The organism is Actinomadura nitritigenes (assembly GCF_017573545.1).
Classification (GTDB): domain Bacteria; phylum Actinomycetota; class Actinomycetes; order Streptosporangiales; family Streptosporangiaceae; genus Spirillospora; species Spirillospora nitritigenes.
The window spans coordinates 18844-44608 of record NZ_JAGEOK010000010.1 but is presented as its reverse complement, the minus strand read 5'-3'; the positions used below and the strand labels follow the sequence as shown (position 1 = coordinate 44608).

Genomic DNA, 25765 nt, shown 5'->3' with positions numbered 1-25765 from the left:
GGGGCTCAATGTCTTCCCGGCACGGAGCTACGGTGCCTTCCCGGCGCGGGGCATCGATGTTCGACAGCGTCCTGGTCGCCAACCGGGGCGAGATCGCCGTCCGCGTGTTCCGCACGCTGCGGCGGCTCGGGATCCGCTCGGTGGCCGTCCACACCGACGCCGACGCGCGCGCCCGGCACGTCCGCGAGGCCGACGAGGCGCTGCGCGTCCCGTCCTACCTGGACATCGACGCGGTCGTCGGCGCCGCCCGCGCGGCGGGCGCGGCGGCCGTCCACCCCGGGTACGGGTTCCTGGCGGAGAACACCGCGTTCGCGCGGGCCTGCGAAGGCGCCGGCCTGGTGTTCATCGGGCCGCCCGCCGCCGCGATCGAGGCGATGGGCGACAAGATCCGCGCGAAGCGGACCGTCGCCGCGGCCGGCGTCCCGGTCGTCCCCGGGCGGGACGAGCCGGGCCTGTCGGACGCCGAGCTGGAGGCCGCCGCGCTGGAGGTCGGCCTTCCGGTGCTGCTCAAGCCGTCCGCGGGCGGCGGCGGCAAGGGCATGCGGCTGGTCCGGGACGCGGCGGACCTCCCGGACGCGATCGCGTCCGCCCGCCGCGAGGCGCGCGGCTCGTTCGGCGACGACACCCTGCTCGCCGAGCGGTTCGTGGAGAACCCCCGGCACATCGAGATCCAGGTGTTCGCCGACGCGCACGGCAACGCCGTCCACCTGGGCGAGCGCGAGTGCAGCCTGCAGCGGCGGCACCAGAAGATCGTCGAGGAGGCGCCGTCGCCGCTGCTGGACGAGGCGTCCCGCGCGCGGATGGGCGCCGCCGCCGTCGCCGCCGCGCAGGCGGTCGGCTACGTCGGCGCGGGGACGGTCGAGTACATCGTGTCCGCCGACCGCCCGGACGAGTTCTTCTTCATGGAGATGAACACCCGGCTGCAGGTCGAGCACCCCGTCACCGAGCTGGTCACCGGCCTGGACCTGGTCGAGCTCCAGCTCCGCGTCGCGGCCGGCGAGCCGCTGCCGTTCGCGCAGGACGGCGTGCGGCTGGACGGGCACGCGATCGAGGCGCGCGTCTACGCCGAGGACCCGGCACGCGGCTTCCTGCCGACGGGCGGGACCGTCCTGGCGCTCGACGAGCCGGAGGGCGTCCGCGTCGACTCCGGCCTCGACGCCGGGACCGAGGTCGGCGGGTCCTACGACCCGATGCTGGCGAAGGTGATCGTGCACGGCGGCGACCGCACCGAGGCGCTGCACCGCCTCGACCGGGCGCTCGCCGGGTACACGCTGCTGGGCGTGCCGACGAACGTGGCGTTCCTGCGGGCGCTGCTGAAGCACCCGTCCGTCGCGTCCGGCGACCTCGACACCGGCCTGGTGGAACGCGCCCTCGATGAGCTGACCTCGGGCGACGGCGTGCCGCCGGAGGTGCTCGCCGCCGCCGCGCTGGACCGGATGCTCGCGCTGGAGCCCGCCGACGGCGACCCGTGGGCGATCCCGGACGGCTGGCGCCCCGGCGCGCACGCCTGGACGCCGTGGATCATCACGCCGTCCGGCGGCGAGCCCGTGGAGGTCCGCGTGCAAGGGCGGGCAGGGTCCGCGCGGGTGGCCGTCGGCGACGGCGAGCCCGTGGCCGCGTCGCTGACCGCGTCGCCGTCCGGTGCGACCCTCAGCTACGGCGGCAGGACGGTCTCGTTCACCGCCGCCCGCGACGGGCGCACGCTCTGGCTCGGACGCGACGGGCACGCGTGGGCGCTCGCCGAGCACGTCAAGGCGGAGGGCGGCGCCGCGGCGGACGCGTCCGGCGACGGCGTCCTGCGCAGCCCGATGCCCGGCACCGTGCTGGCGGTCAAGGTCGGCGAGGGCGACCGGGTGGACGAGGGTCAGCCGCTCGTCGTCGTCGAGGCGATGAAGATGGAGCACACCGTCACCGCGCCGCGCGCCGGCGTCGTGGCGCAGCTGCCGGCCCGCGCGGGCGCCCAGGTCGCCCTGGACGCGGTGCTGGCCGTGATCGAGGAGGCATGATGGCGACACCGCTGCCCGGCCTGCCCGACCGCGTCACGATCTACGAGGTCGGGCCGCGGGACGGGCTGCAGAACGAGAAGGCGATCGTCCCGGTCGAGGTGAAGTCGGAGTTCGTCACCCGGCTCGCGGGCGCGGGGCTCACCACGATCGAGACGACGAGCTTCGTCCACCCGAAGTGGGTGCCGCAGCTCGCCGACGCCGAGGAGCTGCTCGGCGTGCTCCCCCGGTCCGGCGACGTCCGGTACCCGGTGCTCGTCCCGAACGAGCGGGGCCTGGACCGGGCGCTCGCGAACGGCATCACCGAGATCGCGATCTTCGGCAGCGCCACCGAGACCTTCGCGCGCCGCAACCTGAACCGGACCGTGGACGAGTCGCTCGCGATGTTCGCTCCCGTCGTGGAACGCGCGCGCGCCGAGGGGCTGTGGGTGCGCGCCTACGTGTCGATGGTGTGCGGCGACCCGTGGGAGGGCGACGTCCCGATCGAGCAGGTCGTGTCCGTCGCGACGCGGCTGATGGACCTCGGCTGCTCCCAGCTGAGCCTCGGCGACACGATCGGCGTCGGCACGCCCGGCCACGTCACGGCGCTGATCGAGGCGCTGGTCGCGGCGGGCGTCGGCACCGACCGGCTCGCCGTGCACTTCCACGACACCTACGGGCAGGCGCTCGCCAACACCCTCGCCGCGCTGCGCGCCGGCGTCACCGTCGTGGACGCGTCGGCGGGCGGCCTCGGCGGCTGCCCGTACGCCGAGAGCGCCACCGGCAACCTGCCCACCGAGGACCTCGTCTGGATGCTGGACGGGCTCGGCGTCGAGACGGGCGTCGACCTCGACCGGCTCGTCGCCACCAGCCGCTGGATGGCGGAGCGGCTCGGCCGCCCGAGCCCGTCCCGCGTCGTCCAGGCCCTGTCACCGAAAACGGAGTAACCCTGATGATCGACTTCAAGCTCAGCGACGAGCAGGAGGAGCTGCGGCGCACCGTCGAGCGGTTCGCGCGCGAGACCGTCGCCCCGGTGATCGGCGACCTGTACGAGCGCGGCGAGTTCCCGTACGACATCGTCGCGGCGATGGGCAAGATGGGGCTGTTCGGGCTGCCGTTCCCCGAGGAGCACGGCGGCATGGGCGGCGACTACTTCGCGCTCTGCCTGGCGCTGGAGGAGCTGGCGCGGGTCGACTCGTCCGTGGCGATCACGCTGGAGGCGGGCGTCTCGCTCGGCGCGATGCCGATCTACCGGTTCGGGTCGGACGAGCAGAAGGCCCGCTGGCTGCCTCAGCTGACGTCCGGCGAGAAGCTCGCCGGCTTCGGGCTGACCGAGCCCGGCGGCGGCTCCGACGTCCCGGGCGGCATGCGGACCACGGCCCGGCTGGACGGCGACTCGTGGGTGATCAACGGGTCGAAGGCGTTCATCACCAACTCCGGCACCGACATCACCGCGTTCGTGACCGTCACCGCGTTCACCGGCGACGGCGAGATCTCCACGATCATCGTGCCGAGCGGCACGCCGGGCTTCACGGTCGGCCGCAAGTACTCCAAGGTCGGCTGGTCGTCCTCGGACACGCGCGAGCTGTCGTTCGACGACGTCCGCGTCCCGGCGGAGAACCTCGTCGGCGAGCGCGGCCGGGGGTACGCGCAGTTCCTGCGGATCCTGGACGAGGGCCGGATCGCGATCGCCGCACTGTCGGTCGGCCTGGCGCAGGGCTGCGTGGACGAGTGCCTGCGCTACGCGGGCGAGCGGCAGGCGTTCGGCAAGGAGATCGGCCGCTACCAGGCGATGCAGTTCAAGATCGCCGACATGGAGGTCCGCGCGCACACCGCCCGCCTCGCGTACTACGCGGCGGCGGCGAAGATGCTGGCCGGCGAGCCGTTCAAGAAGGAGGCGGCGATCGCCAAGCTCGTCGCGTCCAACGCGGCGATGGACAACGCCCGCGACGCCACGCAGATCTTCGGCGGCTACGGCTTCATGAACGAGTACGCCGTCGGCCGCTTCTACCGCGACGCGAAGATCCTGGAGGTCGGCGAGGGGACGTCCGAGGTCCAGCGCATGCTGATCGCGCGCGCCCTCGGCCTGCCGCCGTCCTGACCGCCGCGCCCCTCCGGAAAGCGGCTCCCCCCGCTTCCGGAGGGGCCGCGCCGTCCCGCCGCGGCCGAGGCCGCCCGTGACCCGGCGCCCCCTCCCGCGCCCGGGTCACTGGACGATGCGGTCGAGGACGGCGAACGCCCTCAGGACCGTCTCGCGCTCCTCCTCGGTGCAGCGGTCCTGGAGGGCGCGGCTCAGCCATTCGTCGCGGGCCTGCCGGGAGCCCTCCACCCACTCGCGCCCGGCGTCGCTCGGCGTGACCAGCTGGCGGCGGCCGTCCTCGGGGTCGGGGTCGCGGCGGATCAGCCCGCGCTCCTCCAGCGCGCCGAGCGTGGCGGCCATCGACTGCGGGCGGACGCCCTCGGCCGCGGCCAGCCCGCTCGCGGTGGCGGCCCCGTCCTTGAGCAGCCGGCTCAGCACCGCCGTCTGCGACGGCGTGAGATCGTGGGCTCCGCCGATCTCGCGCAGCCTGCGGCGCAGGCGGCTGAACACGACCCGCACCTCGCGGGCGGCACGGGCGGCCGACGGGGAGATGGCCTCGACGCTGTCGCTCATGACCCCAGTGTAATTTATGCAGCCTGAACTGTCCAGTTCAGACTGTCCAATGTGGCGGCGCGGCCCCGGTCCGAGCGCCTTGACGGCGGCGGATCACCGTCCGACGATGGCGATCATGGCGACGGCGGAGCACGGCGCGAGGGCGGAGGACGGCGCGGCGGCGGGCGGGCGGCGCGCCGGGACGGGCCCCGGCGAGATCGCGGACGACGGGTCGGCGGTCGAGTTCTACGCCGCGCTCCCGCCGGACGTCGCGAGCGCCGCGCTCGTCCACACGACGATCCCGGCCGGTACGCCGATCCTGGAGCTGGGCGCGGGCACCGGGCGGGTCACCCGTCCCCTGCTCGAGTTCGGCCATCCGGTGACGGCGGTGGACGGCTCCGCGGCGATGCTCGCCCGGATCGAGGGCGCCCGGACGGTGTGCTCGCCGATCCGGGATCTGGACCTGCCCGAGCGGTTCGGCTGCGTCCTGCTGATGTCGTACCTGGTCAACTACGGCGACCGGGCGTCCCTCCTGGCGGCCTGCCGGCGTCACGTCCGGCCGGACGGCATGGTCGTCGTCCAGCGCGACACGGGCGCCCACTGGCACGACGGGGCTCCCCGGGAGTGGGCGCACGACGGCGTCCGCTACCGGGTGGCGCACCTCGAACGGCCCGAGCCCGGGACGGTCGTCGCGACGCTCGAATACCGGATCGGCGAGCGGCGCTGGACGCACACCTTCACCAACCGGCGCCTCGGCGACGAGGAGCTGCCCGCGGTGCTGGACGCGGCGGGCCTGCGCCTCGGCCACTTCCTGGACGACGACGGCGCCTGGTTCACCGCCCGCCCCCGCTGACCCGCGGCCCGGCTCTGTCGGACCCGTGCGCGACATTGGCCCGCGAACGGCGGAGCCGATGCTGTGGGAGGACCGATGGACGAGCGGACGTGGTGGGCCCTGATCGAGGACGCGCGCGCCGAGGCCGGCGGGCACGCCGACGACCGCGACTCCCCCGACGACCCGCTGGTCGGCCTGGTCACCGACCGGCTCGCGGAGCTGGACGGCCCCGGCATCGTCGCGTTCGACGCCATGCTGACGCGCGTCCTCGACTCGGCGTACCGGCGGCCGCTCTGGAACGCCGCCTACCTCATCGAGGGCGGCTGCGGCGACGACGGCTTCATGGACTTCCGCGCAGGGCTCGCGCTGCTGGGACGCGACGTGTTCACCCGCGCCGTCGACGACCCCGACACGCTGGCCGATGTCCCCACGGTGGTGCGGATGGGCCTGGAGGACACGGGGTGGATCGGCGCGGAAGGTCTGCACTACGCGGCGCGCAACGCCTACGAGCGCGTCATGGGAGAGACCGGGTCGTTCGACGCGTCGATGGAGACGGCCGTGCGCTCGATGCGGCGGCCCGATCGTCCCGCGGGCGAGGACTGGGACGTCGACGACGACGCCGAGACCCGGCTCCGCCTACCCCGCCTGGCCGCTCTGTTCCTCTGAGCGAGTCCCGGATCGCCATGAGCTTGACAGCTAATGGCATTAGCCGTAGCTTGAAGCTAACGACATTAGCCGAGCAGGAGGGCAGCAGGCCATGAGCACCGCCACCGTTCCGACCGTCCGCAAGGGCTCCGCCGCGCTCGTGGCCCGCCGCACCGCCTGGGCCGCGAACGCGCTGTTCTGGGCCGCGTTCGCCGTCCTCGAAGGCGTCAACCACGGCTGGCTCGCGGCGCTCCTGGCGGTCGCGTTCTTCATCGCGCCCGACCTCACCTTCCTGGCCGGGATACGGGACGCGCACACCGTCGAGCGCGGGCAGCTGCCGGCACGCGCCGTCCCGTACTACAACGCCGCGCACCGCGCGCTGGTCCCGCTCGCGCTCATCGCGCTCTACACCGTCACCCCCTTCGCGTGGGCGCCGATCTTCGCCGGGCTCTGCGGCTGGATGGCCCACATCTCGGTCGACCGCGTCTTCGGCTACGGGCTGCGCACCAAGGACGGCTTCCAGCGCCGCTGACCCGTCCCCGGCCCCGGAGTCCCCGGACCCGGACCCCGAGTTCCCGGACCCGGGCGCGGGCACCGGACGCGGGCGCCGCTACGATCGCCGACGGCGTGAACTGACGCGAGGTGCCCCTCGGGGAGAATCGGGAAGCCGGTGCGAATCCGGCACGGGCCCGCCGCGGTGACCGGGGAGCCGCCGCCCACGCGCGCACGCGCGGCCACTGGCCGTCAGGCCGGGAAGGCGGGCGGTGAGGCGTCGATCCGGGAGTCCGAAGACCGGCCTCGCTCCACCGGCCGCCCGACCGGGCGGCCCGACCGCAGCGGGAGCCTGCCCATGAACCTCTACGACGTCATCCACCGCCGCCGCGACGTGCGCGCCGAGTTCACCGGCGCACCGATCCCCGACGGCGTCCTCGACCGGATCCTCACCGCCGCGCACGCCGCCCCGAGCGTCGGCCTCTCCCAGCCCTGGGACTTCGTGCTGGTGCGCGACCCGGACGTCCGCCGCGCGTTCCACGACCACGTCCGTTCCGAGCGCGACGCGTTCGCCGCCACCCTCACCGGCGACGCCGCCGCCCGCTTCGCCCGCATCAAGATCGACGGGGTGCTCGAATCCACCGTGTCGATCGTGGTCACCTACGACGCCGACCGCGGCGGCCCCGCCGTCCTCGGCCGGCACGCGATCGCCGACGCCGGCCTGTACTCCGTCTGCCTGGCCGTCCAGAACCTCTGGCTGGCGGCGACGGCGGAGGGGCTGGGCGTCGGCTGGGTGTCGTTCTACCGCGAGCCCTACCTGCGCGACCTCCTCGGCATCCCGGCGGGCGTCCGCCCGGTCGCCTGGCTGTGCGTGGGGCCGGTCACGCACCTGGAGACCGTCCCAGACCTCGAACGGCACGGCTGGCGCCGGCGCCGCCCCCTGGCAGCCGCCGTCCACCACGACCGCTGGTGAGCGCGGTGCCCGAATAATCAGGTGCGCCGCCCCTCCCGTCGCGTGATCATGCGTGCATGGATCCGGTACGCATCAGGCGCATGTCGCGGGACGACCTCGTCGCGACCGAGCGCACGGCGGCGGTGACGTTCCTCGAAGGCGACCGCCTCACCCGCCGGGTGAGCGAACCGGAACCGGAACCGCCGACGGAAGAGCAGTCCCGCCGCCTGATCGACCGCATGGGCCACTTCCTGTCCGTCGACCCGGACGGCTGCTGGATCGCCGAAGAGGGCCGGGACGTCGTGGGCTTCGCCGTCTCCCAGAACCGCGAAGGGCTCTGGTACCTGGCGACCTACGGCGTCCTGCCCGGCCGGCAGGGGAAGGGCATCGGCAAGCGCCTGATGGACGCCGTCCTCCGGCACGCCGGCGACCGTCCGGGCCTGTTCTCCTCGACGGTGCATCCGGCGGCGACGCGCCGCTACCGGCTGGCGGGCTTCACCCTGCACCCGCAGATGCGGATGGTCGGCACCGTCGACCGGTCCACGCTGCCCGCCGTGCGCGGCCTGCGGGACGGGCGGAGCGGCGACCTGGAATGGATGGACCGGCTCGACACCGCGATCCGCGGCGCGGGCCACGGCCCCGACCACGTCCACATGCTGGAGACGCTGCGGCTGGTCGTCTCCGACGCGCCCGGCCGGCGCGGCTACGTCTACGTCGACGAGGCCGCGGGACGTCCCGCGCTGCTGGCCGCCGACCGCCCCGAGACCGCCGAGAGCCTGCTGTGGGAGGCGCTCGCCGCGACGCGCGGGGACACGCTCGTCAACTGCATCACCACCGGCAACCACTGGGCGGTGGACGTCGGCCTCGCCGCCCGCCTCGACATCGGCCAGGAGGGCTACCTCGCCGTCCGCGGCATGCCCGCCCCCGCCCCCTACCTCGCGAGCGGCCACTACCTGTGAGCCGGCCGTCGGGCCGGGAGAAGGGATGGGACGCGTCCGGGCGATCAACGACGTGACCCCCCTCCACGCTTCCAGAAGGGTCCCGCATGACCCTTCCCCCAGCGCCACGGGACGAGCCGTGACGGGCGCCCCCTCCGAAACGGGCGCCCCTGCGGAGCCGGAGCCGTCGGACGCCGACATCATCACCGCCGCGCGGCGCGACCCCGAACGGTTCGCGGACCTGTTCGACCGGCACTACCGGGACATCCACCGCTACGTGGACCGGCGGCTCGGCGCGGACGCCGCGGACGACATCGCGGCCGAGACGTTCCTCATCGCCTTCCGCCGCCGCGCGGTGTTCGACCCGGCGCACACCTCGGCGCGGCCCTGGCTCTACGGCATCGCGACCCGGCTGATCAGCCGCCACCGCCGCGACGAACTGCGCCGCTACAAGGCGATGGCCCGGATGCGCACCGCCGACGTCGTCGAGAGCCACGAGAGCAGCGTGGCCTCGGCGGTGGACGCCGCGAGCTTCGGCCTGAGCCCGGCTCTAGCACGACTGCGGCACGGCGACCGGGACGTCCTGCTGCTGGTGGCGCTGGCCGAACTCAGCTACCCGGAGGTCGCCGAAGCCCTCGGAATCGCCTACGGGACGGTCTGCTCGCGGCTGAGCCGCGCCCGCAAACAGGTCCGCGCCGCATTGCGCGCATCGGGACACGACGAGGAGGACGACCGTGGATGATCTGACCCTCATCAGCCGGATGCACACTGCCGAGCGGACCCCGTCCCCAGAGACCACGCGCGCGGCCCGTCGCCGCCTGCTGGCCGAGGCCGCTCGGACCGCCGCGACGCCTGTCCGGGGCCGCCGCGGCGCACCGCTCCCCCGGTCCAAGCGGACGATGACACTCGTCGCCGCCGCCACCGCCTGCGTCCTCGCCGGAGTCTGCTGGACGGGCTACCGGTGGGAGACGCGGCCGCTCTACCACCCCGAACCGCTGGCCGACCAGAACGGCCCCGCGTCCACGTTCCTGCTCGCCGCCGCTGACGCGAAGACCCGGCACGCCTCGGACGGACGCTTCTGGTACGTCCACCGCGTGGTGGGCGAAACGGTCGTGGCGTCGTCCCCCTACCACCCAGGCGTCCACTACACAGTGCAGCTCACGCGGGACTCCTACAGCCTCGGCGCCAAATCGGCGAAGGAGTTCGGCACACTCCCCCGCGACAAGGGACCGCTGACCGGAACGCGGTGGGACGGGCCGAACGTCGACGTCCGCCCCGCGACGCCCGCCGACGCGAAGGCATGGGAGGCGGACCTGCGTCCCGGCGCCCAGGACCTCCACCTTCCCGGACCCGACGAAGAGCGCGGCCCGTTCAAGCAGGAGGGCGCCGAACTCGACTTCGACACCCGCGACGAGCGCCGGCTCCCCGCGAATCCGCCCGAGCTGCGCGCCTGGATCCTGAACTACGCGACCAAGTTCGACCACACGCGCCTGCGCGACCCGGACCTCTACCTGTTCACGGCCGCGCCCATCCTGCTCGTCGACCGCGTCGTCACCGACAGGGTGCGGATCGCGACCTACCGGATGCTCGCCGGTCTCCACGACGTCAAGACCATCAACGGCACGGACGCCGCCGGGCGCCCGGGCCGAGGCGTCGCGATGAGGCAGACCACCCGCGACTACGGCACGATCGAGTGGCAGCTCCTCATCGACCCCGAGACCGGACGGCTCACCGCCAGCCAGGGCATCATCGTCGCCGCCGGCCGCAAGAAGGCGGGGCTACGCCCCGGCACCCGCCAGTTCTTCGAGATCGTCAAGACCGCTGAATGGACGAACGCACCCCGTGACAGCCTCCTCCCGAAGGACATCACCGACCCGAACTGGCAGCCCCCGGTGAACTGACCCGGGCAGCGTTGGGCGAGCCACCGCCCCAGGTGGGCAGGGGACGGGCGCTTCGCGCGTCCGCCCCCTGCGCCTGGGTCAGCGCGCTAGGTCGAGGGAGCCGGCCTTGACGTCGGCGAGCAGGGACGCCCACCCGGACGGCGCGACGGCCAGCACCACCCCGTCCGGATCCTTCGAGTCCCGCACCGCCACCCGCCGCTCCGCCGCCGCCACCTCAACGCACTGCCCGCTGCCGCCGCTGCTGTGGCTGCTCTTCCGCCAGGCAGGGGCGGCCTCGACACACGAGGAGCCTTGGCTCCCGCTTTGGCTGCTCTTCCGCCACGCGGCGGCAACCTCGACGCACTCTTGACCTTCGCTTCCACTGTGACTGCTCTTGCGCCATGGAGAGAAGGTGAACTGCTCAACCGTCATGCTTCCGACACTAGCCGTTCGATCAACGCACGGGAATCACTTGGCGACAGCGCTAACGCCCTGAGATGGTCGAAGACCACATTGTGGCGGCGAATGTCGTCAGAACTCTCCAGATACCAGGCCGTCGTCAGATTTTCGACCAGCACCACGGAGAGTTCGTTAGTGGTCAAGGTGATGAAGGAGCCGTTGAGCCCTGGGTGCGCACCGACCGCAAAGGGAAGGATCTGGAGGGTCACGTTCGGTAGACGCGACAGTTCAGCCAACCTTCTGAGCTGCTCCTTCATGACGCCTGCACCCCCGAACTGCTGATGCAGCGCCGCTTCGCTCACGATGGCCCACAGGTGTGGCGGATTCTCTGCGAAGAGGATCTGCTGACGCCGCAATCGGATTTCAGCTAGACCCTCCACGTCCGGGACTGTCTCCTGTGAGACACCTGCCGCGATTACAGCGCGTGCGTAGTCATCAGTCTGCAGGAGGCCAGGTATCAGGTGAAGCTGAAAAGCCTTCAAGGAAGCCGCTTCCGCTTCCAAGGAGATGTAGTCCAACATGGACGATGAAAGCTTTCCTTCGTAACGGTGCCACCAGCCCTTCTCAGCGGCATGGCTAGCCAGGTCGTACAGGGTTTGGCGCTCGTCAGGGTCGCTGATCTCGTAGCGGTCGAGCATGTGCTCCAGGGCGGGGCGGCGGATGCCGCGTTTGCCGGTTTCGAGCTTGCTGAGCGAGGACGGGGTGCGGTTGAGCAGGCGGGCGGCCTTCTGGAGGGTGAGCCCTCGCTCCTCGCGGATGGCGCGAAGGCGCTGGCCGAGCTTGCGGCTTCGCATGGTCGGGCGCTGCGCGTTCTCCATGGAGTAATCATGCCTTGACTTTGCGTGACGCTGAAGGTTTCCAACGAAGGCGGCAACAGTGCCTCGGTCAAAAGTGACCGAGGCACTGTTGCCCGAGGACCTGCGGACGAGGGCGGCGAACGCATCGATCGGCGGTGGACGTCCGGCTCATTCTTTTCGGCGACAGCGATGCGAAGGGAGTGGGCGATGACTGCGCCGACCATGAGGTTCGACGCGCTTCTGTTGCCGGGGATGGACCGGGCGGTGGGGCACGCGCGCCGCTGGCTGCGCGACGTGCTGGGCCGGGAGCATCCGCGCCTGGACGACGCGGCGCTCTGCATGAGCGAACTGCTGACGAACGCGCTGCGCTACACCGAGTCGGGACGGGACGGCCAGATCCGCGTGGAGGTGACCTACTCGGCGCGGGCCGTCCGGATCGAGGTGATCGATGATGGGCGGGCGGCGACCGTCCCGCACGTCGCCGAGGCGGCGGACCTGGACGTCACCGGACGGGGCCTGCGGATCGTCGCGTCCATCGCGACGGCTTGGGGCACGGAGCGGCGCGGAACGGGCCACGCCGTCTGGTTCGAGCTCTAGGTCGTGTCCGGTGAGTGCAGCCTCGCGCCACGCCTTCGGAGCCTCAGTGGCGGGCCAGCCCGGAGACGAGGTCGTCGACCATGTCGAAGGCGATCACACTGTCGAGCGGGTTGGAGTAGTTGCGCGACCAGCTGATCAGCCCATCACGCACCCGGGCGACCATGATGATCCGGGATGCGAAGCGCTTTCCCGTCGCAGCGACCCGGCCCTGCAGCCGGTACTCGGCTATCACCACATCCGGGTCGGCGGTCTGGTGGATCTCGACGTTGTCCACCGACTCGAACCTCTGGACCAGGGCGCCCGCCTTGAGGTGGGCTCGGAAGGTCTCACGGTCCTGCTCGTCCTGCGGCATGCCGGGCATCTGGAACGGGAACTCGAAGACGGCGTCCTCGGTGAACACGTCGGCCATCTCCTCGCAGGGCCCGGAGGCGGTCAGGTGGAGGAGCCGGCTGACGACTTCGCGCGGGGTGACAACGGGCATGGCATACTCCTCAAGTATCCGGGGCGGTTGCCCCGGTTAATATACGGGGCACGCGCCCCGGTTGTCGATCGCGAGGTGGAACGAGATGCGGGCCGATGCGCGCAGGAACAGGGCACGGGTCCTGGAGGCGGCGAGCCAAGCATTCGCCACCGAGGGCATCGGCGTATCACTCGATGAGGTGGCGCGCCGGGCCGGCGTGGGCCCGGGCACCGTCCACCGGCATTTCCCCACCAAGGAGGCCCTCTACGAGGCCGTCGTCGTCGACCACCTGGAGCATCTGATCGTCCAGGCGCGCGAGGCGCTGAAGGCCGACCATGCCGGATCGGCGCTGTTTCCCTTCCTCCGTCAACTGGTCCACGAGGCCGGCACCAAGCAGGACCTCACCGAAGCGCTCGATGGGGCAGGGGTGACGCTGACGGACGCCACCCGGCAGACGGCCGCCGAACTCCAGCGGATCTTCGCCGAGCTGCTGACCCATGCTCAGGAGGCGGGCGTGGTGCGGACCGATGTGGACGGCCAGGACGCGCAAGCCATCGTCCTGGCCGCAGTCACGGCGGAACGCCGCCGCGCCGACCGCACCCGGCCCGGTCGCCTCGCCGACCTCGTGCTGGACAGCCTGCGTCCCTCAGAGCCCGCCCGGTAGCCCTTGATCAACCGGGCAGGTGGCGATGGGTGGGCCGATCACCAGCAGGTGGTGTCGGGGATCACCTCGGCGCGAGCGTGGTCGCCGCGGGTCATGACGTCGCCGGGGTGGCGTCGGTCAGCGGCTTCTGCGGATAGGCGCGGAGCACGAGGGACGTGGTGACGGGGCCGTACCGGGCCAGTGCGTCGACGACTTCTTCCAGCCGTCCCGCCTGCGGGCAGTGGACGTCGAAGATGAGGCAGTCCTCCCCGGTGACCCTGAGGATGGAGGTGATCTCGGACGTCCGGGAGGCGAAGTCCAGGGCGGGTGAGAGCCGGGCGTGCGTGGTGCGCAGCCGGACGACCGCGTGGATGTTCAGCCCGAGGGCTTCCGGGTCGACCAACGCCCGGTAGCCGGTGATGACGCCGTTCTTCTCCAGCCGCTGGATGCGCGCGCTGGCCGCGGGCTGCGAGAGCCCGACGCGGCGTCCCACCTCCGCGCCGGTCAGCCGGCCGTCGGCCTGGAGCAGGGCGAGGATGTCGCGGTCTATCCGGTCGAGTGATTCCATCGTCGTCCGCACCATCTTCTTTGAGATCACTTGCGCCACGGCCGCCACGCTGATGCATCCACCAGAATCTGCGTCGAGCGCCCCCATGATCGCAGGGGGCGGCGAGTGAAACGGTGGTGGGCAGTGACCGCGTACGTCATCATCCCGGGCATCGACGGCTCGGACGACAAGCACTGGCAGACCCTGTGGGAGCGGGAGTGGGGCGTCTCGGCGGTGAGGATCTCCCCCGCCTCGTGGTCCGCCCCCGACCTGGACGACTGGGTCGGCGCTGTGCAGGACGCGTACGACGCCGCGTCGCGGCAGGACGGCCGGGTCGTGCTGGTGGCCCACAGCCTGGGCTGCTGGGCGGCGTCCACCTGGCTGATCAGCGATCCCTCACGCCAGGTAGGCGGCGCGTTCCTGGTCGCGCCACCCGACCCGGACGGTCCGGCGTTCCCGCGCCAGGCCGCCGCGACGTTCACCGACGTGCCGGCGCAGCCGCTGCCGTGCCCGGCCCTGGTCGTGGGAAGCGCCGACGACCCGTACTGCACCCCCGAGGCGGCCGCAGGCTTCGCGGCGCGGTGGGAGGCGCGATGGCACCTGGCGGGCGAGTGCGGGCACATCAACTCCGCCAGCGGACTGGGCTCGTGGCGGCACGGCCGCGAACTCCTGGAGCCGCTGGCCCACCAGTGATCGGCCGGCGGCCTCTCCGATAGCCGTCACCGCCGGGCGGTCTCCGCCAGGCGATTCGTCATGGCCGTCTTCACCGACGGCCATTCCGGCTCGACCACCGAGAACATCGCCGAGTCGCGCAGCGTGCCCTCCTCGCCCGGCGCCCACGACGGCGACCAGCTCCGCAGGACGCCCTCGAAGTGCACGCCGAGCCGTTCGATCGCGCGCCGCGACCGCTCGTTCCGCGCATCCGTCTTGAGGTCGACGCGCACCACGCCCAGCGTCTCGAAGGCGTGGGTGAACAGCAGCTTCTTCGCCTCGACGTTGATGCCGGTGCCCTGCGCGGACGCCGCCAGCCACGTCCAGCCGACCTCGATCGCGCACAGCCGGTCCGTGCCGGGCCACGTCCGCGGATCCCAGAGGCCGGTATGCCCGACCGCCTTCCCGTCCGCGACCCTGACCTGCGCGAACGGCGTCAGCCCTGGCCGCGCGAGCTGCCCGGCGACGTACGACTCCATGTCCGCCGCGCCGGGCACGAGCGTGAACCCGTACGACGCCCGGTTCTCCTCGGCGGCCTCCGCCAACTCCCCCACGTGGTCCATCGTCAGCGGCTCCAGCCGGACGAGCGTTCCGGCCAGCACAGGAACATCAAGGCGCACGCCCATGAACTCTCCTCATCGCTCCTGGCCTTGGCACCTTGCCGCGAGGGCAGGTTGCCGGACCGTCCCAGGGCCAGGTCCCTCAGGTCCTCTAGATGATCACAACGCCCAGATCCTGCCCCGGACCGCCACCGCCCGTCAACACGATTCCTGGACCGCCCCGGCCCAGGGGCACGACGGTCTACGGCCGGGACGCCAGGTCGCGCTGGTACCAGGTGCCCGGCTTACCGCCGAGGTCGGCCGGGTGTGCCGGGCCGACCGGGACGAACCCGGCCTTGGCCAGCACCTTCTGCGACGCGACATTGGCGAGGGAGGTGGCTGCCCGCAGCGTGCGCAGCCCGTGCCGCACCGCCGCCAGCCGGCACAGCTCCCGGACGGTCGCGGTCGCCACGCCGCGGCCGGCGACGCGCTGCGCGACCCGGTAGCCGAGGTTGGCCGTTCCGTCCGCGAGGTCGTACAGGTTGAACCGGCCCAGAACCGAGCCGTCCTCGGCGACGAGCACGTAGAAGGCGCAGAGGCCCGCCTCCTGCTCGGCCAGCATGGCGCTGTGCCGGTCGGCGAACCGGTCGTAGAACTCGTCGCCCCGGTCGGAGACCGATGCGGCGAAGTAGGCACGGTTCGCCAACTCGAACGCCAGGACCGCCGGGGCATGGCCGGCATCCAGCCGCTGAAGCTCGGGCACGGCGCAACTCTACCGAGACGGCGCGCCGAGGCCGTCCGAGTTTCCATCGGTGGCGGACACCCCGAGACCATGGCCACATCACGATCTGCCGCTGGAGTATCGGCACACCGGTACGTATTCGACTGAGAATCTCACCGCCACATGCCACCGGCCCGAAAAGGCGCCCCGGCGGTCATTGCGCGGACCGCCTTACGCGCCATCATCCCGTCGGCTCACCCCGTCCGCCGCCCTCACAGTGACCATCACACAAAGATCACTTATGCTCCAACTGTCCGTTTTACACTAGTTGGACAGAGCATCAATATCCGAAATGCTAGGGAAAACTCCCGCGAAACCGGCGTCCCCTCGCTAGCCTCGACTTCGGCCGCGCATCCCGCGGCATGGTCGCGATGAAGGGGCCGAGGCATGCCCGCATGGACGGAGCACGACGGAGGGACCGCCGGCGATTCGACCTCCGGCACACCCGCGCGGGTATGGCACAGAAGCACACGGTGCGCGGACGATGCGAGGTGCATGGCCGAGTCGAACTGCGTCGAGGCGGCACGGCTTTCGGCGGCTCTCATCGGGGTGCGGGACTCCACACGCCCGGAGTCGGTCCTGCCCCTCACGAGCGAGAGATTCTCCGCGCTCCTGCGAGCGCTCAAGGACCGCTACGAGCGGTGATCTCCATGGGCCTCCCGGCACACGCCGGCCAGGTCAGCGATCCCTCCACTCCTCGGCGGCCCGGGATATCCGGCGCAGGGAATCGTCGGCGGAGAGCGAGAGCGACCTGAGCGCGTTCCAGCACAACCGGTACATGTGCGTGGCACTGTCGCTCTGGAGTACCGCCATGGTCAGGAGATTGTCCAGGTAGACGATATCGGGAAAGACGACATCGTAGGCGGGGGCGAACTCGAGAAGCGTGAAGGTGTCCGAGAATATCGGTTCCCTGTCGACATCGAGCGGCAGCACGTGGACGTGCACGTTCGGCAACTCGGCGAGATCGAGGAGATCGAGCATCTGCCTCTGCATGATGTCGCGGTCGCCGATGGCGCGTAACAACACGGACTCATCGATCACGGCGGAGAGGGCCAGCGGATTCTCGCGACGCAGTACCTCCTGCCGCCGCATGCGCAGTTCCAGCCGGCGCTCGACCTGCCGCGGCGTGGAAACGGCAATGACTTGGCCGCTGTCCAGAATCCGATGCGCGTACTCTCTGTTCTGCAGCAGTCCCGGAATGGCGTACGTCCCGAAAGTCAGGGCCGTATGCGCTTCATCCTCCAGCGCGACATAGGTGCCGAAATCACCGGAGAGGACGTCCCGGTACTCGGCCCACCAGCCCTGCTCCGTCGCGGCCTGCGCGAGGGCCAGCACCTCGCCCTTGTGGCTCTCGTCCACCCGGTAGAGCTCCAGCAGCAGCCGGACGTCCGAAACGCGCACACCGATACGGGCGTTCTCGATGCGACTCAGCTTCGACGGTGACCAGTCGAGCCGCTCCGCGATCTCCTCGACCGTCCGGCCGACGTGCTCCCGCAGCCTCCGCAACTCGATGCCGAGGCGGCGACGGCGGACGGTCGGGGCTGCGGCCACCCTGCCTCCCGGCGAATCGGTTCGGCCTTCCGGCCCGGGCCGATCTGCAAGTTGCAGGGCAACGATAACCGCGCGCTCCCTGGATCACCAGACCTCGCGGAAAAGCGGTTCCCCACCTTTGACATCATTCTGTCTCACTGGAAGTCGTCAACCTTGCCAGACGGATACAGAGGCGATCCACGGGCCATGCATGTCGCCGTGCATCTTGCACGGCTCCGAGAACCGGTTGCAGACTATTGCCGGAGGATCCAACAGCAGAGTGAATTTGGGGGCGCCCAGGTGAGCGGCAACCCGGTGCACAGAAGCATTCTGGCCGTCGACCTGGAGAACTCGACGGGGGTGCTCCGCACGAACCCGATCAAGGAGGAACTGCGGAGCCAGATCTACGGCCAGCTGAAACGGGCCATGGCGTCCGCGGGCATCGACGAGCGGTGGTGCGACCCGTTCGAGGACCGCGGAGACGGCGTCCTCGCCCTGTTCCACCCGGTCGACGAACTACCGAAGACCCATCTGCTGTCCCGCCTCGTACCGGGCCTCGCCCGGCAACTGGCCGAGTACAACGAGTCGATTTCGTCGGCGGAACGGCCGAGCCGGTGCATGCGCCTTCGAGCCGTCGTGCACGCGGGCGAGATCCACCGCGACGAGAACGGGCCGTTCGGCGAGGCCATCGATCTGGCCTGCCGATTACTGGACGCGCCGAGACTGAAGAAATGCCTGCGGGCGAGCAGTTCACCGCTCGTCCTCGCGGTCTCCGAGGACATCTACTGGGGAATCGTCAAGCATGGATACGACGGGATATGCCCCGCGGCGTACCGCCCTGACCTGAGGGTTTCGGTCGCCTCGCGAAGGCGCCAGGGATTCGTCCACGTGCCGCACGAGGCCTCGGGAACGCCCGAGGACCGGACAATGGCGGTCGCGTGAGACGGGGTTCTCGCCATAATGGATCTTCCGGTTGAAGCGGAGGTGCCATGTCCGTCGAGGTGGCCGCGTTGCGGGTGGGCGCATCGGTGGCGCGGCTGGCCGTCGGGCGATGGCTCGCCGGGCGTTCCACCAGGGACGCCGCCGGCAAGGACCTCACCGAACTGATCAGGACCGGGTTCCCGGACGAGATCAGGCGGCGGCGCGTCCAGCGGCAGTTCGAGGGGATCGCCGACGCGGTGGCGGAGCGGCTCCTGACGTTCGCCGGGAACGAGTTCGGCGGGCTCACCGCCGGCGACCGCGACGCCGCGCTGTTCGAGGTCGTCCGGACGCTCGACGACGCCGACCTCTCCGATGACGCCTTCTTCGCGGCGGACGCCGACCCCGTGAAGCTCGCGCGCGGACTCCGGTCGCGGCTGCCGGCCCGTCGGGCGGAGTTCGAGCTGGGCGAAGCGGGCGCGCACCTTTACGAAGTAATGCTCGACGAGTGCTGCGACTGCCTCGCGCGCATCGTCGTTCACCTGCCGGAGTTCGGGCCGCGCGCGTCCGCCGAGACGCTCGGACGGCTCAGCGGCCTCGCCGACCAGGTCGGGGCCGTCCTCGCCCGGCTCCCGGCGCGAACCCTCACCGCCCCTGAGGGCGAGGCGGACGACGAGGAGTTCACCCGCCGCTACCTCGCGTCCATCAGCGAATCCCTCGACACGTTGGAACTGTTCGGCGTCCGGTTCGAGCGGTTCGCGCGCCCCCAGACGACGCTGAGCGTCGCCTACATCAGCCTGAACGTCTCCGACGAGAGCCCGGGAGGCCCGCATCGGGCGCCGCAGGCCGTTCCGCTCAGCGAGTGGCGCGACCAGGTGCGGACGGGCGCCGTCCGGGTCGAGGCCGCGCTGGGCGACCACCGGCTGATGCTGCTGCGCGGTGAGGCGGGCGGCGGGAAGAGCACCCTGCTGCGCTGGCTCGCGATCACGGCGGCGCGCGGCTCCTTCACCGGGCCGCTCGACGAATGGAACGGCTCGGTCCCGTTCCTCATCAAGCTGCGCAGCCATGCGGGCGGCGCAATGCCGCGTCCCGAGGAGTTCCTGGATGACGTCGCGGGGAACCTGGCGGGGATCATGCCGCGCGGCTGGGTGCACCGGAGGCTGTTGTCAGGGCGGGCGCTGCTCCTCGTGGACGGTGTCGACGAGGTGGCGACCGGCCAGCGGCAGGCCGTCCGGCAATGGCTGAAGCGGATCGTCGACGGGTTCCGCGGTATCCGGGTCATCGTGACCTCGCGTCCGGCCGCCGCCGGTTCCGACTGGTTGCGCGCCGAGGGCTTCGCCACCGCCTTCCTCGAACAGCTCGCTCCGGCGGACGTGCGGACGCTCGTCCAGCACTGGCACAACGCCGTCCGCGACTGCCCCGACATCCCGTGCGCGCCCGAGCGGCTTCCCGCTTACGAGGCGAGGTTGCTCGCACGGTTCGAGGCCGCCCCCCACCTGCGGACTCTCGCGTCCAGCCCGTTGCTCGCCGCGATGCTGTGCGCCCTCAACCTCGACCGCGAGGCGCTCCCCCGCAACCGCATGGGCCTCTACACGGCCGCACTCGACATGCTGCTGGAGACGCGGGACACCAAACGAGGCATCCCCAGCGCCCTCGAACGCGACCAGAAGGTCCGGATCCTCCAGGACATCGCCTGGCAGCTGTCCACCAGCGCCCGCGTCGAACTGCCCAAGACGATGGTGGAGCGCCTCATAGCCGACCGCCTCTCCTCCATGCCGCAGGTCCGCGCCCCGGCGGAAAAGGTTCTGGACGAGCTCCTCCAGCGCAGCGGCGTCCTGCGCGAACCGGTGCCCGGACGCATCGACTTCGTCCACCGGACCGTCCAGGAGTACCTCGCCGCCAAGCAGGCCGCCGACCTCGGCGACATGGACCTGCTCGTCCGGAACGCCCACCGCGACACCTGGCGCGAGACCGTCATCATGGCCGCCGGTCACGCCAACGAGCCGCTGCGCCGCGAACTGCTCACCGGCATCCTCGCCCGCGCGCACACTGAGAAGCGGCGTTCGCGTGCCTTGAAGCTGGTGGCCGTTGCCTGCCTGGAGACGCTCCCGTCCGTCCCCGACGACCTGCGCGAAGACCTCGACCGCTGCCTGGACGACCTGATCCCGCCCCGAGACGAAGCCTCCGCCCGCTCCCTCGCCACGGCCGGCGAACCCGTCCTCAGCCGGCTGCCCGAACGCCTCGACGGAATGCCCGCCGGGGCGGCGCAGGCGACGGTCCGCGCGGCCGCTTTGATCAACGGCCCGGAGAGCCTGGACGTCCTCGCCCGCTACGGCGCCGACCGGCGACCGAAGGTCTGGGAGGCGCTCAGCGATGCCTGGCAGTACTTCGACCCTGGGGAGTACGCCGAGCGGGTGCTCGCCTCGCTTCCAGATGGTGCCGAACTGTCGGTGTCCCATTCCGATGGGCAGATGGCGGCCCTCGCGTCGGTTCCGCCACTGTCGAGGCTGTACGTCAGCACGGACCGGCCGACCGATCTTGGCTTCCTGGCGCACCACGCCGGGTCTCTGGAACGGCTCACCCTGATGGCCGAGGAACCCGCCGTTATCGACCCGGGTCTTCTCCCAGCCCTGCCGAAGCTGCGCGAACTGACCCTCCGGGCACCGGGCATGACGAGCCTGAGGTTCCTCGACTCTCTGCCCGAACTGTCCGGCGTATGGCTGACCGCCTGTGACGAGATCGAGGACTTCACCCCGCTCGTACGCCATGGCGGGCTCCATTCGCTCTCCGTACAGGACGGCAGGAACCTGACGGAGCTGGGTTCCCTGCCACCGCTCCGAGAGGTCCGGCGGCTCGGTCTCAGCCGGACACGGCTCGACTGCGGGCCGGCCGAGGTCGCCGAGGCCGCACCGAAGGTGGACTGGCTGATCATCGAAGAGTGCCCCTGGGTGGACGATCTGAGCCCGTTGGGCCGCCTCCCCCTGACGGACCTGCGGTTGAGCCACTGCGAGGCCGCCGCGGACATCTCCGTGTGCGCCGAGCTGGAGGACCTGGAGTTCCTCTACCTGGCGCACTCGCCGGTGGCCGACCTCACACCGCTGTCAAGACTGGACAGGCTCTCCAGGCTGTACCTGAGGGACTGCCGGGAGGTCTCGGACGTCAGCGCGCTGGCGTCCCTACCGCGGCTTCACATGCTCGATGTGGCAGGTGCCGCGCCGGGCCTGGATCTGGCGCCGCTGGCGGGCAACCGGAAGCTCACCGTTTACATCCGCGCAGGGCAGGAGGTACGGGGAGCCGAAGCGCTTGGACGGCGGTTGAAGGTCTCCTCAGCGCGCTGATCGAGGGTCGGAGCCGGCGTCGCCGGTGTGCGAGTGGGCGCCGGGCGGGGCCGGCGGGGCCAGCGGGGCGGGGTGGGTGGTTACGCAAAGTTGTCGTGAAATTTCGGGAGACGGGCGATGAGTTCTTCGCTGGGCGCCGGTCTGCCTGTGCGTCCGCTTCGGAACGCTCTGCAGGGAGGGGGAGACCTCGATGTCGGATGCGTCACACTGTGTTGACCTCGAGCGCGGTCGAGGTCGGACGCTGGACGCCGGGGAGCAGCACAGACCCCGGTCAGACTGTCGGACCCCTCTGGAATAGTCCCGAAGGCCGCGAAGTTTACTCGTTCGCGAAAGTGTCAGTCTCTGCAGTATTTTGCTGCGGTATCCCCGAGAACGTTCCCACGGTCCTTGCGTGCCCGCGTGCACGGGCCCTGACGATTGGAAGAGAGTTGACCGCTCCCGCGTCTTCGCAGACGGCGGACGGCCCGCTGGAGGACACGCCTCCCGGAGGCGGGCTGGACCGCGGCGTGCTGGCGGTGGCCATGTGCGTCGTCCTCGGCGCGATCATGTCCATCCTCGACGTCACGGTCGTCAACGTCGCGATCAATGACCTGACCAAGGAGTTCGACGCCCCGCTGGCGACCATCCAGTGGGTCGCGACCGGATACACCCTCGCGCTGGCCACGGTGATCCCGATCACCGGGTGGGCCGCGGCGCGGTTCGGCACCAAGCGCCTCTACATGATCTCGATCGCGCTGTTCGTGATCGGTTCGATGCTGGCCGGGCTGGCCTGGTCGGCGAGCTCGCTGATCGTCTTCCGCATCCTGCAGGGCCTCGGCGGCGGCATGATCATGCCCGCCGGCATGACGATCCTGACGCAGGCCGCCGGCCCCAAGCGGGTCGGCCAGGTGATGAGCGTGGTCGGCATCCCGATGCTGCTCGGCCCGATCCTCGGCCCGATCCTCGGCGGCTGGCTGGTCGACGACGTGTCGTGGCGGTGGATCTTCTTCATCAACCTGCCGATCGGCATCGTGGCGCTGTTCATGTCCGCGCGGATCCTGAAGAAGGACGAGCCGCAGCGGGCCGAGCGCCTCGACATCCCGGGGCTGATCCTGCTGTCGCCCGGCCTCGCCGCGCTGATCTACGGCCTGGCCAAGGGCGCCGAGCAGAAGGACTTCACCAAGCCGGAGGGGCTGATCCCGACGGTGGTCGGCGCCGTCCTGGTGATCGCGTTCGTGTTCCGGGCGCTGAACGCCAAGAGCCCGCTGATCGACCTGCGGCTGCTCAAGCGCCGCTCGGTGGTCGCCGCGTCCGGCACGATGGTGCTGTTCATGGCGGCGTTCATGGGCGCGATGCTGCTGCTCCCGCTGTACTACCAGACGGTGCGCGGGCAGGGCGCCCTGCACTCCGGCCTGCTGCTGGCCCCGCAGGGCCTCGGCGCGATGGTCACCATGCCGATCGGCGGCAAGCTGACCGACCGGATCGGCCCCGGCCGGGTCGTCCTCGTCGGCCTGGTCGTGGTGGTGCTGTCGGTGGCGGGCTTCGCCGCGATCCTGGAGGCCGACACGTCCTTCTGGGCGCTCGGCGCGGTGCTGTTCGTGATGGGCCTCGGCATGGGCATGACGATGATGCCGACCATGGCGGCCGCGATCCAGACCCTCGAGCACGACGAGGTGCCGCGGGCCAGCACGATGCTGAACATCATCCAGCAGGTGTCGACCTCCCTCGGCACCGCGCTGATCTCGGTGCTGCTGGCCAACAAGCTCGCGTCCAACCTCAAGCCGTTCGGCGGGGGCGGCAACGCGAACTCCCACGCCCCGGTCCCCAAGGCGGTCATGGACAAGATCGCCGGGCCGATGGCGGACGCGTTCCAGCACACCTACTGGTACGCGGTGGCGCTGCTGGCGCTGGCCTTCATCCCGGCGCTGCTCCTGCCGCGCAAGCGGCCGGACACCCTCGCCGCGGAGAAGACCGAAGTGCCGATCGCGATGCACTAGGACGCCTCTGGCGTCCGCTGAGCCCCGGTCCGGGAACCTGGTTCCCGGACCGGGGCTTTCGCCGTTCGCGGGCCTCTCAGCGCCGTCCATGGACGGTTCCAACGCCGCGGTCAGGCGGTCGTGGCGCTCTGGTCCTTCCAGTACTCGTCCCGGAGCAGGCGCTTGTAGAGCTTGCCGGTGGGGTGGCGCGGGAGCTCGGCCCTGAAGTCGACGGAGCGCGGGCACTTGTAGTGGGCGAGGTGGTCGCGGCAGTAGGCGATCAGCTCGGCCTCCAGCTCCGGGCCCGCGCCGGCCATGGACGACGGCTGGACGACGGCCTTGACGGCCTCGCCCATCTCCGTGTCGGGCACGCCGAAGACCGCGACGTCGGCGACCTTGGGGTGCACCGCGAGGAGGTTCTCGGCCTCCTGCGGGTAGATGTTCACGCCACCGCTGATGATCATGTAGGAGCGGCGGTCGGTGAGGTAGAGGAAGCCGTCCTCGTCGACCTGGCCGATGTCGCCGAGGGTCGTCCAGCCGTGGCCCCAGGGGTCGCGGGACGCGGCGGTCTTGGCCTCGTCGCCGTGGTACTCGAACTGCGGGCCGCCGCCGAAGTAGAGCGTGCCGGGGGTGCCGGGCGGCTGCTCGGCGCCGTCCTCGGCCAGGACGTGGACCTCGCCGAGGATGGGGCGTCCGACGGTGCCCTTGTGCGCCAGCCAGTCCTCGGAGTTGGTGTAGACGAAGCAGTTGCCCTCGGTGCCCGCGTAGTACTCGTGCAGGATCGGGCCCCACCAGTCGATCATCCGCTCCTTGACCGGGACGGGGCAGGGCGCGGCGGCGTGCACGGCGCAGGCCAGGCTCGACAGGTCGTACTTGGAGCGGATCTCGTCCGGGAGCTTCAGCATCCGGATGAACATGGTCGGCACCCACTGGCTGTGCGTGACGCGGTACCTCTCGATGGCGGCGAGGGCCTGCTCGGCGTCGAACTTCTCCATCACCACGACGGTGGCGCCGCACCGCTGGAAGATCAGCGAGTAGCGCAGCGGCGCGGCGTGGTACAGCGGCGCCGGGGACAGGTAGACCGAGTCCTCGCCGGCCCCGAACAGCCCGGTGATGAGCATGTAGAGCGGGCCGGCGGTGCCCATGGGGGCCTGGGTGAGCGGCGGTTTGACGCCCTTGGGGCGCCCGGTCGTGCCCGAGGAGTAGAGCATGTCCTGCCCCTCGCACTCGTGCTCGATCGGCTCGGCGGGGTGCGCGGCGACGCGGTCCTCGTAGGAGTCGTAGCCCGGTGCCGTGCCGCCGAGCATGAGGCGCAGCGGCACGTCCGGCGGATCCTGCGCGGCGGCCTCCATCGACGCGCTGGTGATGAAGGCCTTGGCTTCGCAGTTGCCCACGATGTAGGCGAGCTCCTCGGGCTGGAGCCGGGAGCTGATGGCGGTGTAGTAGAGCCCGGACCGCTGGGCGGCCCAGGCGACGGCCAGGTAGAGCGGGTGGTTCTCCAGCATGAAGGCGATGTGGTCCCCCGGCCGGAGCCCCTCCGCGTGGAGCAGTTGCGCGAGCCGGTTGGACTCGTCGTTCAGTTCCCGGAAGGTGACGACCCGGCCGGAGCCCGCCATGATGACGGCGGGCTTGTCGGGCGTCTGTGCCGCTACGTGCCCCAGGTGCATGGCCGCACGCTACCGGCCCGGACGGGCGAATGGAATCCCGTTCGGTTTATTGGACGGTCAGACCAGCATGTGGTCGAAGTCGCCGTCCTTGGCCCCGCCCACGAACGCCTCCACCTCCTCGCGCGTGTAGACGAGCACGGCCCCTTCCGGGTCCCGGGAGTTGCGCACGGCGATCTCCCCGTTCGGGAGTTCGGCCATCTCGACGCAGTTCCCGCTCGGGTTGCTGCGCCGGCTCTTCTGCCAGACCAGCCCGTCGCGCCAGTCCGACATCTGGTGGTGGCCGTTCATCGTTTGTGCCCCCTCAGGCGTCTCAGCCTCCCCTGACGGAAAGGCCGCGATCTCGCCCCACCCCACACCATGGTACGAGATGCACGTGCATTCGTTCTTGCATTCGTTCATGCAGACGGTCTTGCATCTGCACGACTTGGGGAGCAAGATAGCGAACGCTCGCCGGTACCGACCCAGCACGC

At 71.1% G+C, this 25765-nt stretch carries 27 protein-coding genes and 2 riboswitches; of the genes, 17 read left to right on the top strand and 10 right to left on the bottom strand.

Translation table 11 applies throughout. From position 1 onward, the window contains the following. Positions 1 to 56 precede the first annotated feature (56 nt). The 3 genes from J4557_RS16725 to J4557_RS16715 are packed head-to-tail and all read left to right on the top strand — an operon-like array spanning position 57 to position 4083. A complete protein-coding gene (locus tag J4557_RS16725) occupies positions 57 to 2006 on the top strand; it encodes an ATP-binding protein (protein WP_208267470.1) in 1950 nt (649 codons plus the stop codon). Then, positions 2003 to 2929, top strand: a complete 927-nt coding sequence (locus J4557_RS16720) for a hydroxymethylglutaryl-CoA lyase (protein ID WP_208267469.1) — start codon at positions 2003 to 2005, stop codon at positions 2927 to 2929. Before J4557_RS16725 ends, J4557_RS16720 begins: the two co-directional genes overlap by 4 nt. Positions 2930 to 2934: 5 nt before the next feature. Beyond that, positions 2935 to 4083 carry an acyl-CoA dehydrogenase family protein gene (locus J4557_RS16715; RefSeq protein ID WP_208267468.1) on the top strand — a complete coding sequence of 383 codons (1149 nt, stop codon included), beginning with the start codon at positions 2935 to 2937 and terminating at the stop codon, positions 4081 to 4083. Positions 4084 to 4188: 105 nt separating this feature from the next. Here J4557_RS16715 and J4557_RS16710 read toward each other — a convergent pair whose 3' ends face one another. Further along, positions 4189 to 4635: a MarR family winged helix-turn-helix transcriptional regulator gene (locus J4557_RS16710; RefSeq protein ID WP_208267467.1), complete on the bottom strand. Its 447-nt coding sequence runs from the start codon at positions 4633 to 4635 to the stop codon at positions 4189 to 4191. Between the two features lie 106 nt (positions 4636 to 4741). Here J4557_RS16710 and J4557_RS16705 point away from each other — a divergent pair, with 106 nt between their 5' ends. From J4557_RS16705 to J4557_RS16675, 7 genes are all read left to right on the top strand, one after another. Next, positions 4742 to 5467: a class I SAM-dependent methyltransferase gene (locus J4557_RS16705; protein ID WP_243775894.1), complete on the top strand. Its 726-nt coding sequence runs from the start codon at positions 4742 to 4744 to the stop codon at positions 5465 to 5467. A gap of 75 nt (positions 5468 to 5542) precedes the next feature. Then, entirely contained in the window at positions 5543 to 6112 is a 570-nt protein-coding gene (locus J4557_RS16700) for a DUF4240 domain-containing protein (RefSeq protein ID WP_208267466.1), read from the top strand. Between the two features lie 91 nt (positions 6113 to 6203). Continuing rightward, on the top strand, positions 6204 to 6623 hold the full coding sequence (locus tag J4557_RS16695; protein WP_208267465.1) for a DUF4260 family protein: 420 nt from the start codon (positions 6204 to 6206) through the stop codon (positions 6621 to 6623). A 101-nt stretch (positions 6624 to 6724) separates the two neighbouring features. Next, positions 6725 to 6897, top strand: a riboswitch (cobalamin riboswitch). 44 nt (positions 6898 to 6941) lie between these two features. Further along, on the top strand, positions 6942 to 7556 hold the full coding sequence (bluB, locus tag J4557_RS16690; protein ID WP_208267464.1) for a 5,6-dimethylbenzimidazole synthase: 615 nt from the start codon (positions 6942 to 6944) through the stop codon (positions 7554 to 7556). A 56-nt stretch (positions 7557 to 7612) separates the two neighbouring features. Then, a complete protein-coding gene (locus J4557_RS16685) occupies positions 7613 to 8494 on the top strand; it encodes a GNAT family N-acetyltransferase (protein ID WP_208267463.1) in 882 nt (293 codons plus the stop codon). A gap of 118 nt (positions 8495 to 8612) precedes the next feature. Next, positions 8613 to 9215: an RNA polymerase sigma factor gene (locus tag J4557_RS16680; RefSeq protein ID WP_307799877.1), complete on the top strand. Its 603-nt coding sequence runs from the start codon at positions 8613 to 8615 to the stop codon at positions 9213 to 9215. Beyond that, positions 9208 to 10374 (top strand): anti-sigma factor, encoded by a 1167-nt coding sequence (locus tag J4557_RS16675; RefSeq protein WP_208267461.1) that lies wholly within the window; start codon positions 9208 to 9210, stop codon positions 10372 to 10374. The genes J4557_RS16680 and J4557_RS16675 overlap by 8 nt, the downstream gene beginning before the upstream one ends. Positions 10375 to 10452: 78 nt before the next feature. On the opposite strand, the gene J4557_RS16670 is transcribed toward J4557_RS16675, so the two are convergent. Both J4557_RS16670 and J4557_RS16665 read right to left on the bottom strand, forming a co-directional pair. Next, complete coding sequence (locus J4557_RS16670) at positions 10453 to 10785, bottom strand: DUF397 domain-containing protein (RefSeq protein ID WP_208267460.1); 333 nt, start codon at positions 10783 to 10785, stop codon at positions 10453 to 10455. Next, positions 10782 to 11630 (bottom strand): helix-turn-helix domain-containing protein, encoded by an 849-nt coding sequence (locus tag J4557_RS16665; RefSeq protein ID WP_208267459.1) that lies wholly within the window; start codon positions 11628 to 11630, stop codon positions 10782 to 10784. The genes J4557_RS16670 and J4557_RS16665 overlap by 4 nt, the downstream gene beginning before the upstream one ends. Positions 11631 to 11816: 186 nt before the next feature. Between J4557_RS16665 and J4557_RS16660 the strand changes: the two genes are divergently transcribed. Next, on the top strand, positions 11817 to 12206 hold the full coding sequence (locus J4557_RS16660; RefSeq protein ID WP_208267458.1) for an ATP-binding protein: 390 nt from the start codon (positions 11817 to 11819) through the stop codon (positions 12204 to 12206). A 43-nt stretch (positions 12207 to 12249) separates the two neighbouring features. On the opposite strand, the gene J4557_RS16655 is transcribed toward J4557_RS16660, so the two are convergent. After that, entirely contained in the window at positions 12250 to 12687 is a 438-nt protein-coding gene (locus J4557_RS16655; RefSeq protein WP_208267457.1) for a nuclear transport factor 2 family protein, read from the bottom strand. An 85-nt stretch (positions 12688 to 12772) separates the two neighbouring features. Between J4557_RS16655 and J4557_RS16650 the strand changes: the two genes are divergently transcribed. After that, the gene (locus J4557_RS16650; RefSeq protein ID WP_208267456.1) at positions 12773 to 13330 is read left to right on the top strand and encodes a TetR/AcrR family transcriptional regulator; all 558 of its coding nucleotides are present in this window, start codon (positions 12773 to 12775) and stop codon (positions 13328 to 13330) included. Positions 13331 to 13421: 91 nt separating this feature from the next. On the opposite strand, the gene J4557_RS16645 is transcribed toward J4557_RS16650, so the two are convergent. Further along, on the bottom strand, positions 13422 to 13916 hold the full coding sequence (locus J4557_RS16645) for an Lrp/AsnC family transcriptional regulator (RefSeq protein ID WP_208267455.1): 495 nt from the start codon (positions 13914 to 13916) through the stop codon (positions 13422 to 13424). An 84-nt stretch (positions 13917 to 14000) separates the two neighbouring features. On the opposite strand from J4557_RS16645, the gene J4557_RS16640 reads away from it, so the two are divergent. Continuing rightward, positions 14001 to 14549, top strand: a complete 549-nt coding sequence (locus J4557_RS16640) for an RBBP9/YdeN family alpha/beta hydrolase (RefSeq protein ID WP_208267454.1) — start codon at positions 14001 to 14003, stop codon at positions 14547 to 14549. 26 nt (positions 14550 to 14575) lie between these two features. Here J4557_RS16640 and J4557_RS16635 read toward each other — a convergent pair whose 3' ends face one another. Both J4557_RS16635 and J4557_RS16630 read right to left on the bottom strand, forming a co-directional pair. Beyond that, positions 14576 to 15193: a GNAT family N-acetyltransferase gene (locus tag J4557_RS16635; RefSeq protein ID WP_208267453.1), complete on the bottom strand. Its 618-nt coding sequence runs from the start codon at positions 15191 to 15193 to the stop codon at positions 14576 to 14578. Between the two features lie 6 nt (positions 15194 to 15199). Then, a riboswitch (SAM riboswitch) is annotated at positions 15200 to 15289 on the bottom strand. Positions 15290 to 15368: 79 nt separating this feature from the next. Then, positions 15369 to 15869: a GNAT family N-acetyltransferase gene (locus J4557_RS16630; RefSeq protein ID WP_208267452.1), complete on the bottom strand. Its 501-nt coding sequence runs from the start codon at positions 15867 to 15869 to the stop codon at positions 15369 to 15371. 405 nt (positions 15870 to 16274) lie between these two features. On the opposite strand from J4557_RS16630, the gene J4557_RS50925 reads away from it, so the two are divergent. After that, positions 16275 to 16532 carry a DUF397 domain-containing protein gene (locus J4557_RS50925; RefSeq protein ID WP_208267451.1) on the top strand — a complete coding sequence of 86 codons (258 nt, stop codon included), beginning with the start codon at positions 16275 to 16277 and terminating at the stop codon, positions 16530 to 16532. 33 nt (positions 16533 to 16565) lie between these two features. Here J4557_RS50925 and J4557_RS16620 read toward each other — a convergent pair whose 3' ends face one another. After that, entirely contained in the window at positions 16566 to 17438 is an 873-nt protein-coding gene (locus J4557_RS16620) for a helix-turn-helix domain-containing protein (RefSeq protein WP_208267450.1), read from the bottom strand. A 294-nt stretch (positions 17439 to 17732) separates the two neighbouring features. Between J4557_RS16620 and J4557_RS16615 the strand changes: the two genes are divergently transcribed. The 3 genes from J4557_RS16615 to J4557_RS16605 all read left to right on the top strand — a co-directional run bounded on the left by J4557_RS16615 (position 17733) and on the right by J4557_RS16605 (position 23649). Beyond that, the gene (locus J4557_RS16615; protein WP_208267449.1) at positions 17733 to 18359 is read left to right on the top strand and encodes a hypothetical protein; all 627 of its coding nucleotides are present in this window, start codon (positions 17733 to 17735) and stop codon (positions 18357 to 18359) included. Positions 18360 to 18406: 47 nt separating this feature from the next. Then, on the top strand, positions 18407 to 21673 hold the full coding sequence (locus tag J4557_RS16610; protein WP_208267448.1) for an NACHT domain-containing protein: 3267 nt from the start codon (positions 18407 to 18409) through the stop codon (positions 21671 to 21673). 428 nt (positions 21674 to 22101) lie between these two features. Next, complete coding sequence (locus J4557_RS16605) at positions 22102 to 23649, top strand: DHA2 family efflux MFS transporter permease subunit (RefSeq protein ID WP_243775891.1); 1548 nt, start codon at positions 22102 to 22104, stop codon at positions 23647 to 23649. A 110-nt stretch (positions 23650 to 23759) separates the two neighbouring features. Here J4557_RS16605 and J4557_RS16600 read toward each other — a convergent pair whose 3' ends face one another. Together J4557_RS16600 and J4557_RS16595 are read right to left on the bottom strand one after the other, a co-directional pair. Next, on the bottom strand, positions 23760 to 25295 hold the full coding sequence (locus J4557_RS16600; RefSeq protein ID WP_208267447.1) for an acyl-CoA synthetase: 1536 nt from the start codon (positions 25293 to 25295) through the stop codon (positions 23760 to 23762). Between the two features lie 57 nt (positions 25296 to 25352). After that, on the bottom strand, positions 25353 to 25583 hold the full coding sequence (locus J4557_RS16595; RefSeq protein WP_243775890.1) for a DUF397 domain-containing protein: 231 nt from the start codon (positions 25581 to 25583) through the stop codon (positions 25353 to 25355). Between the last annotated feature and the right edge of the window lie 182 nt (positions 25584 to 25765).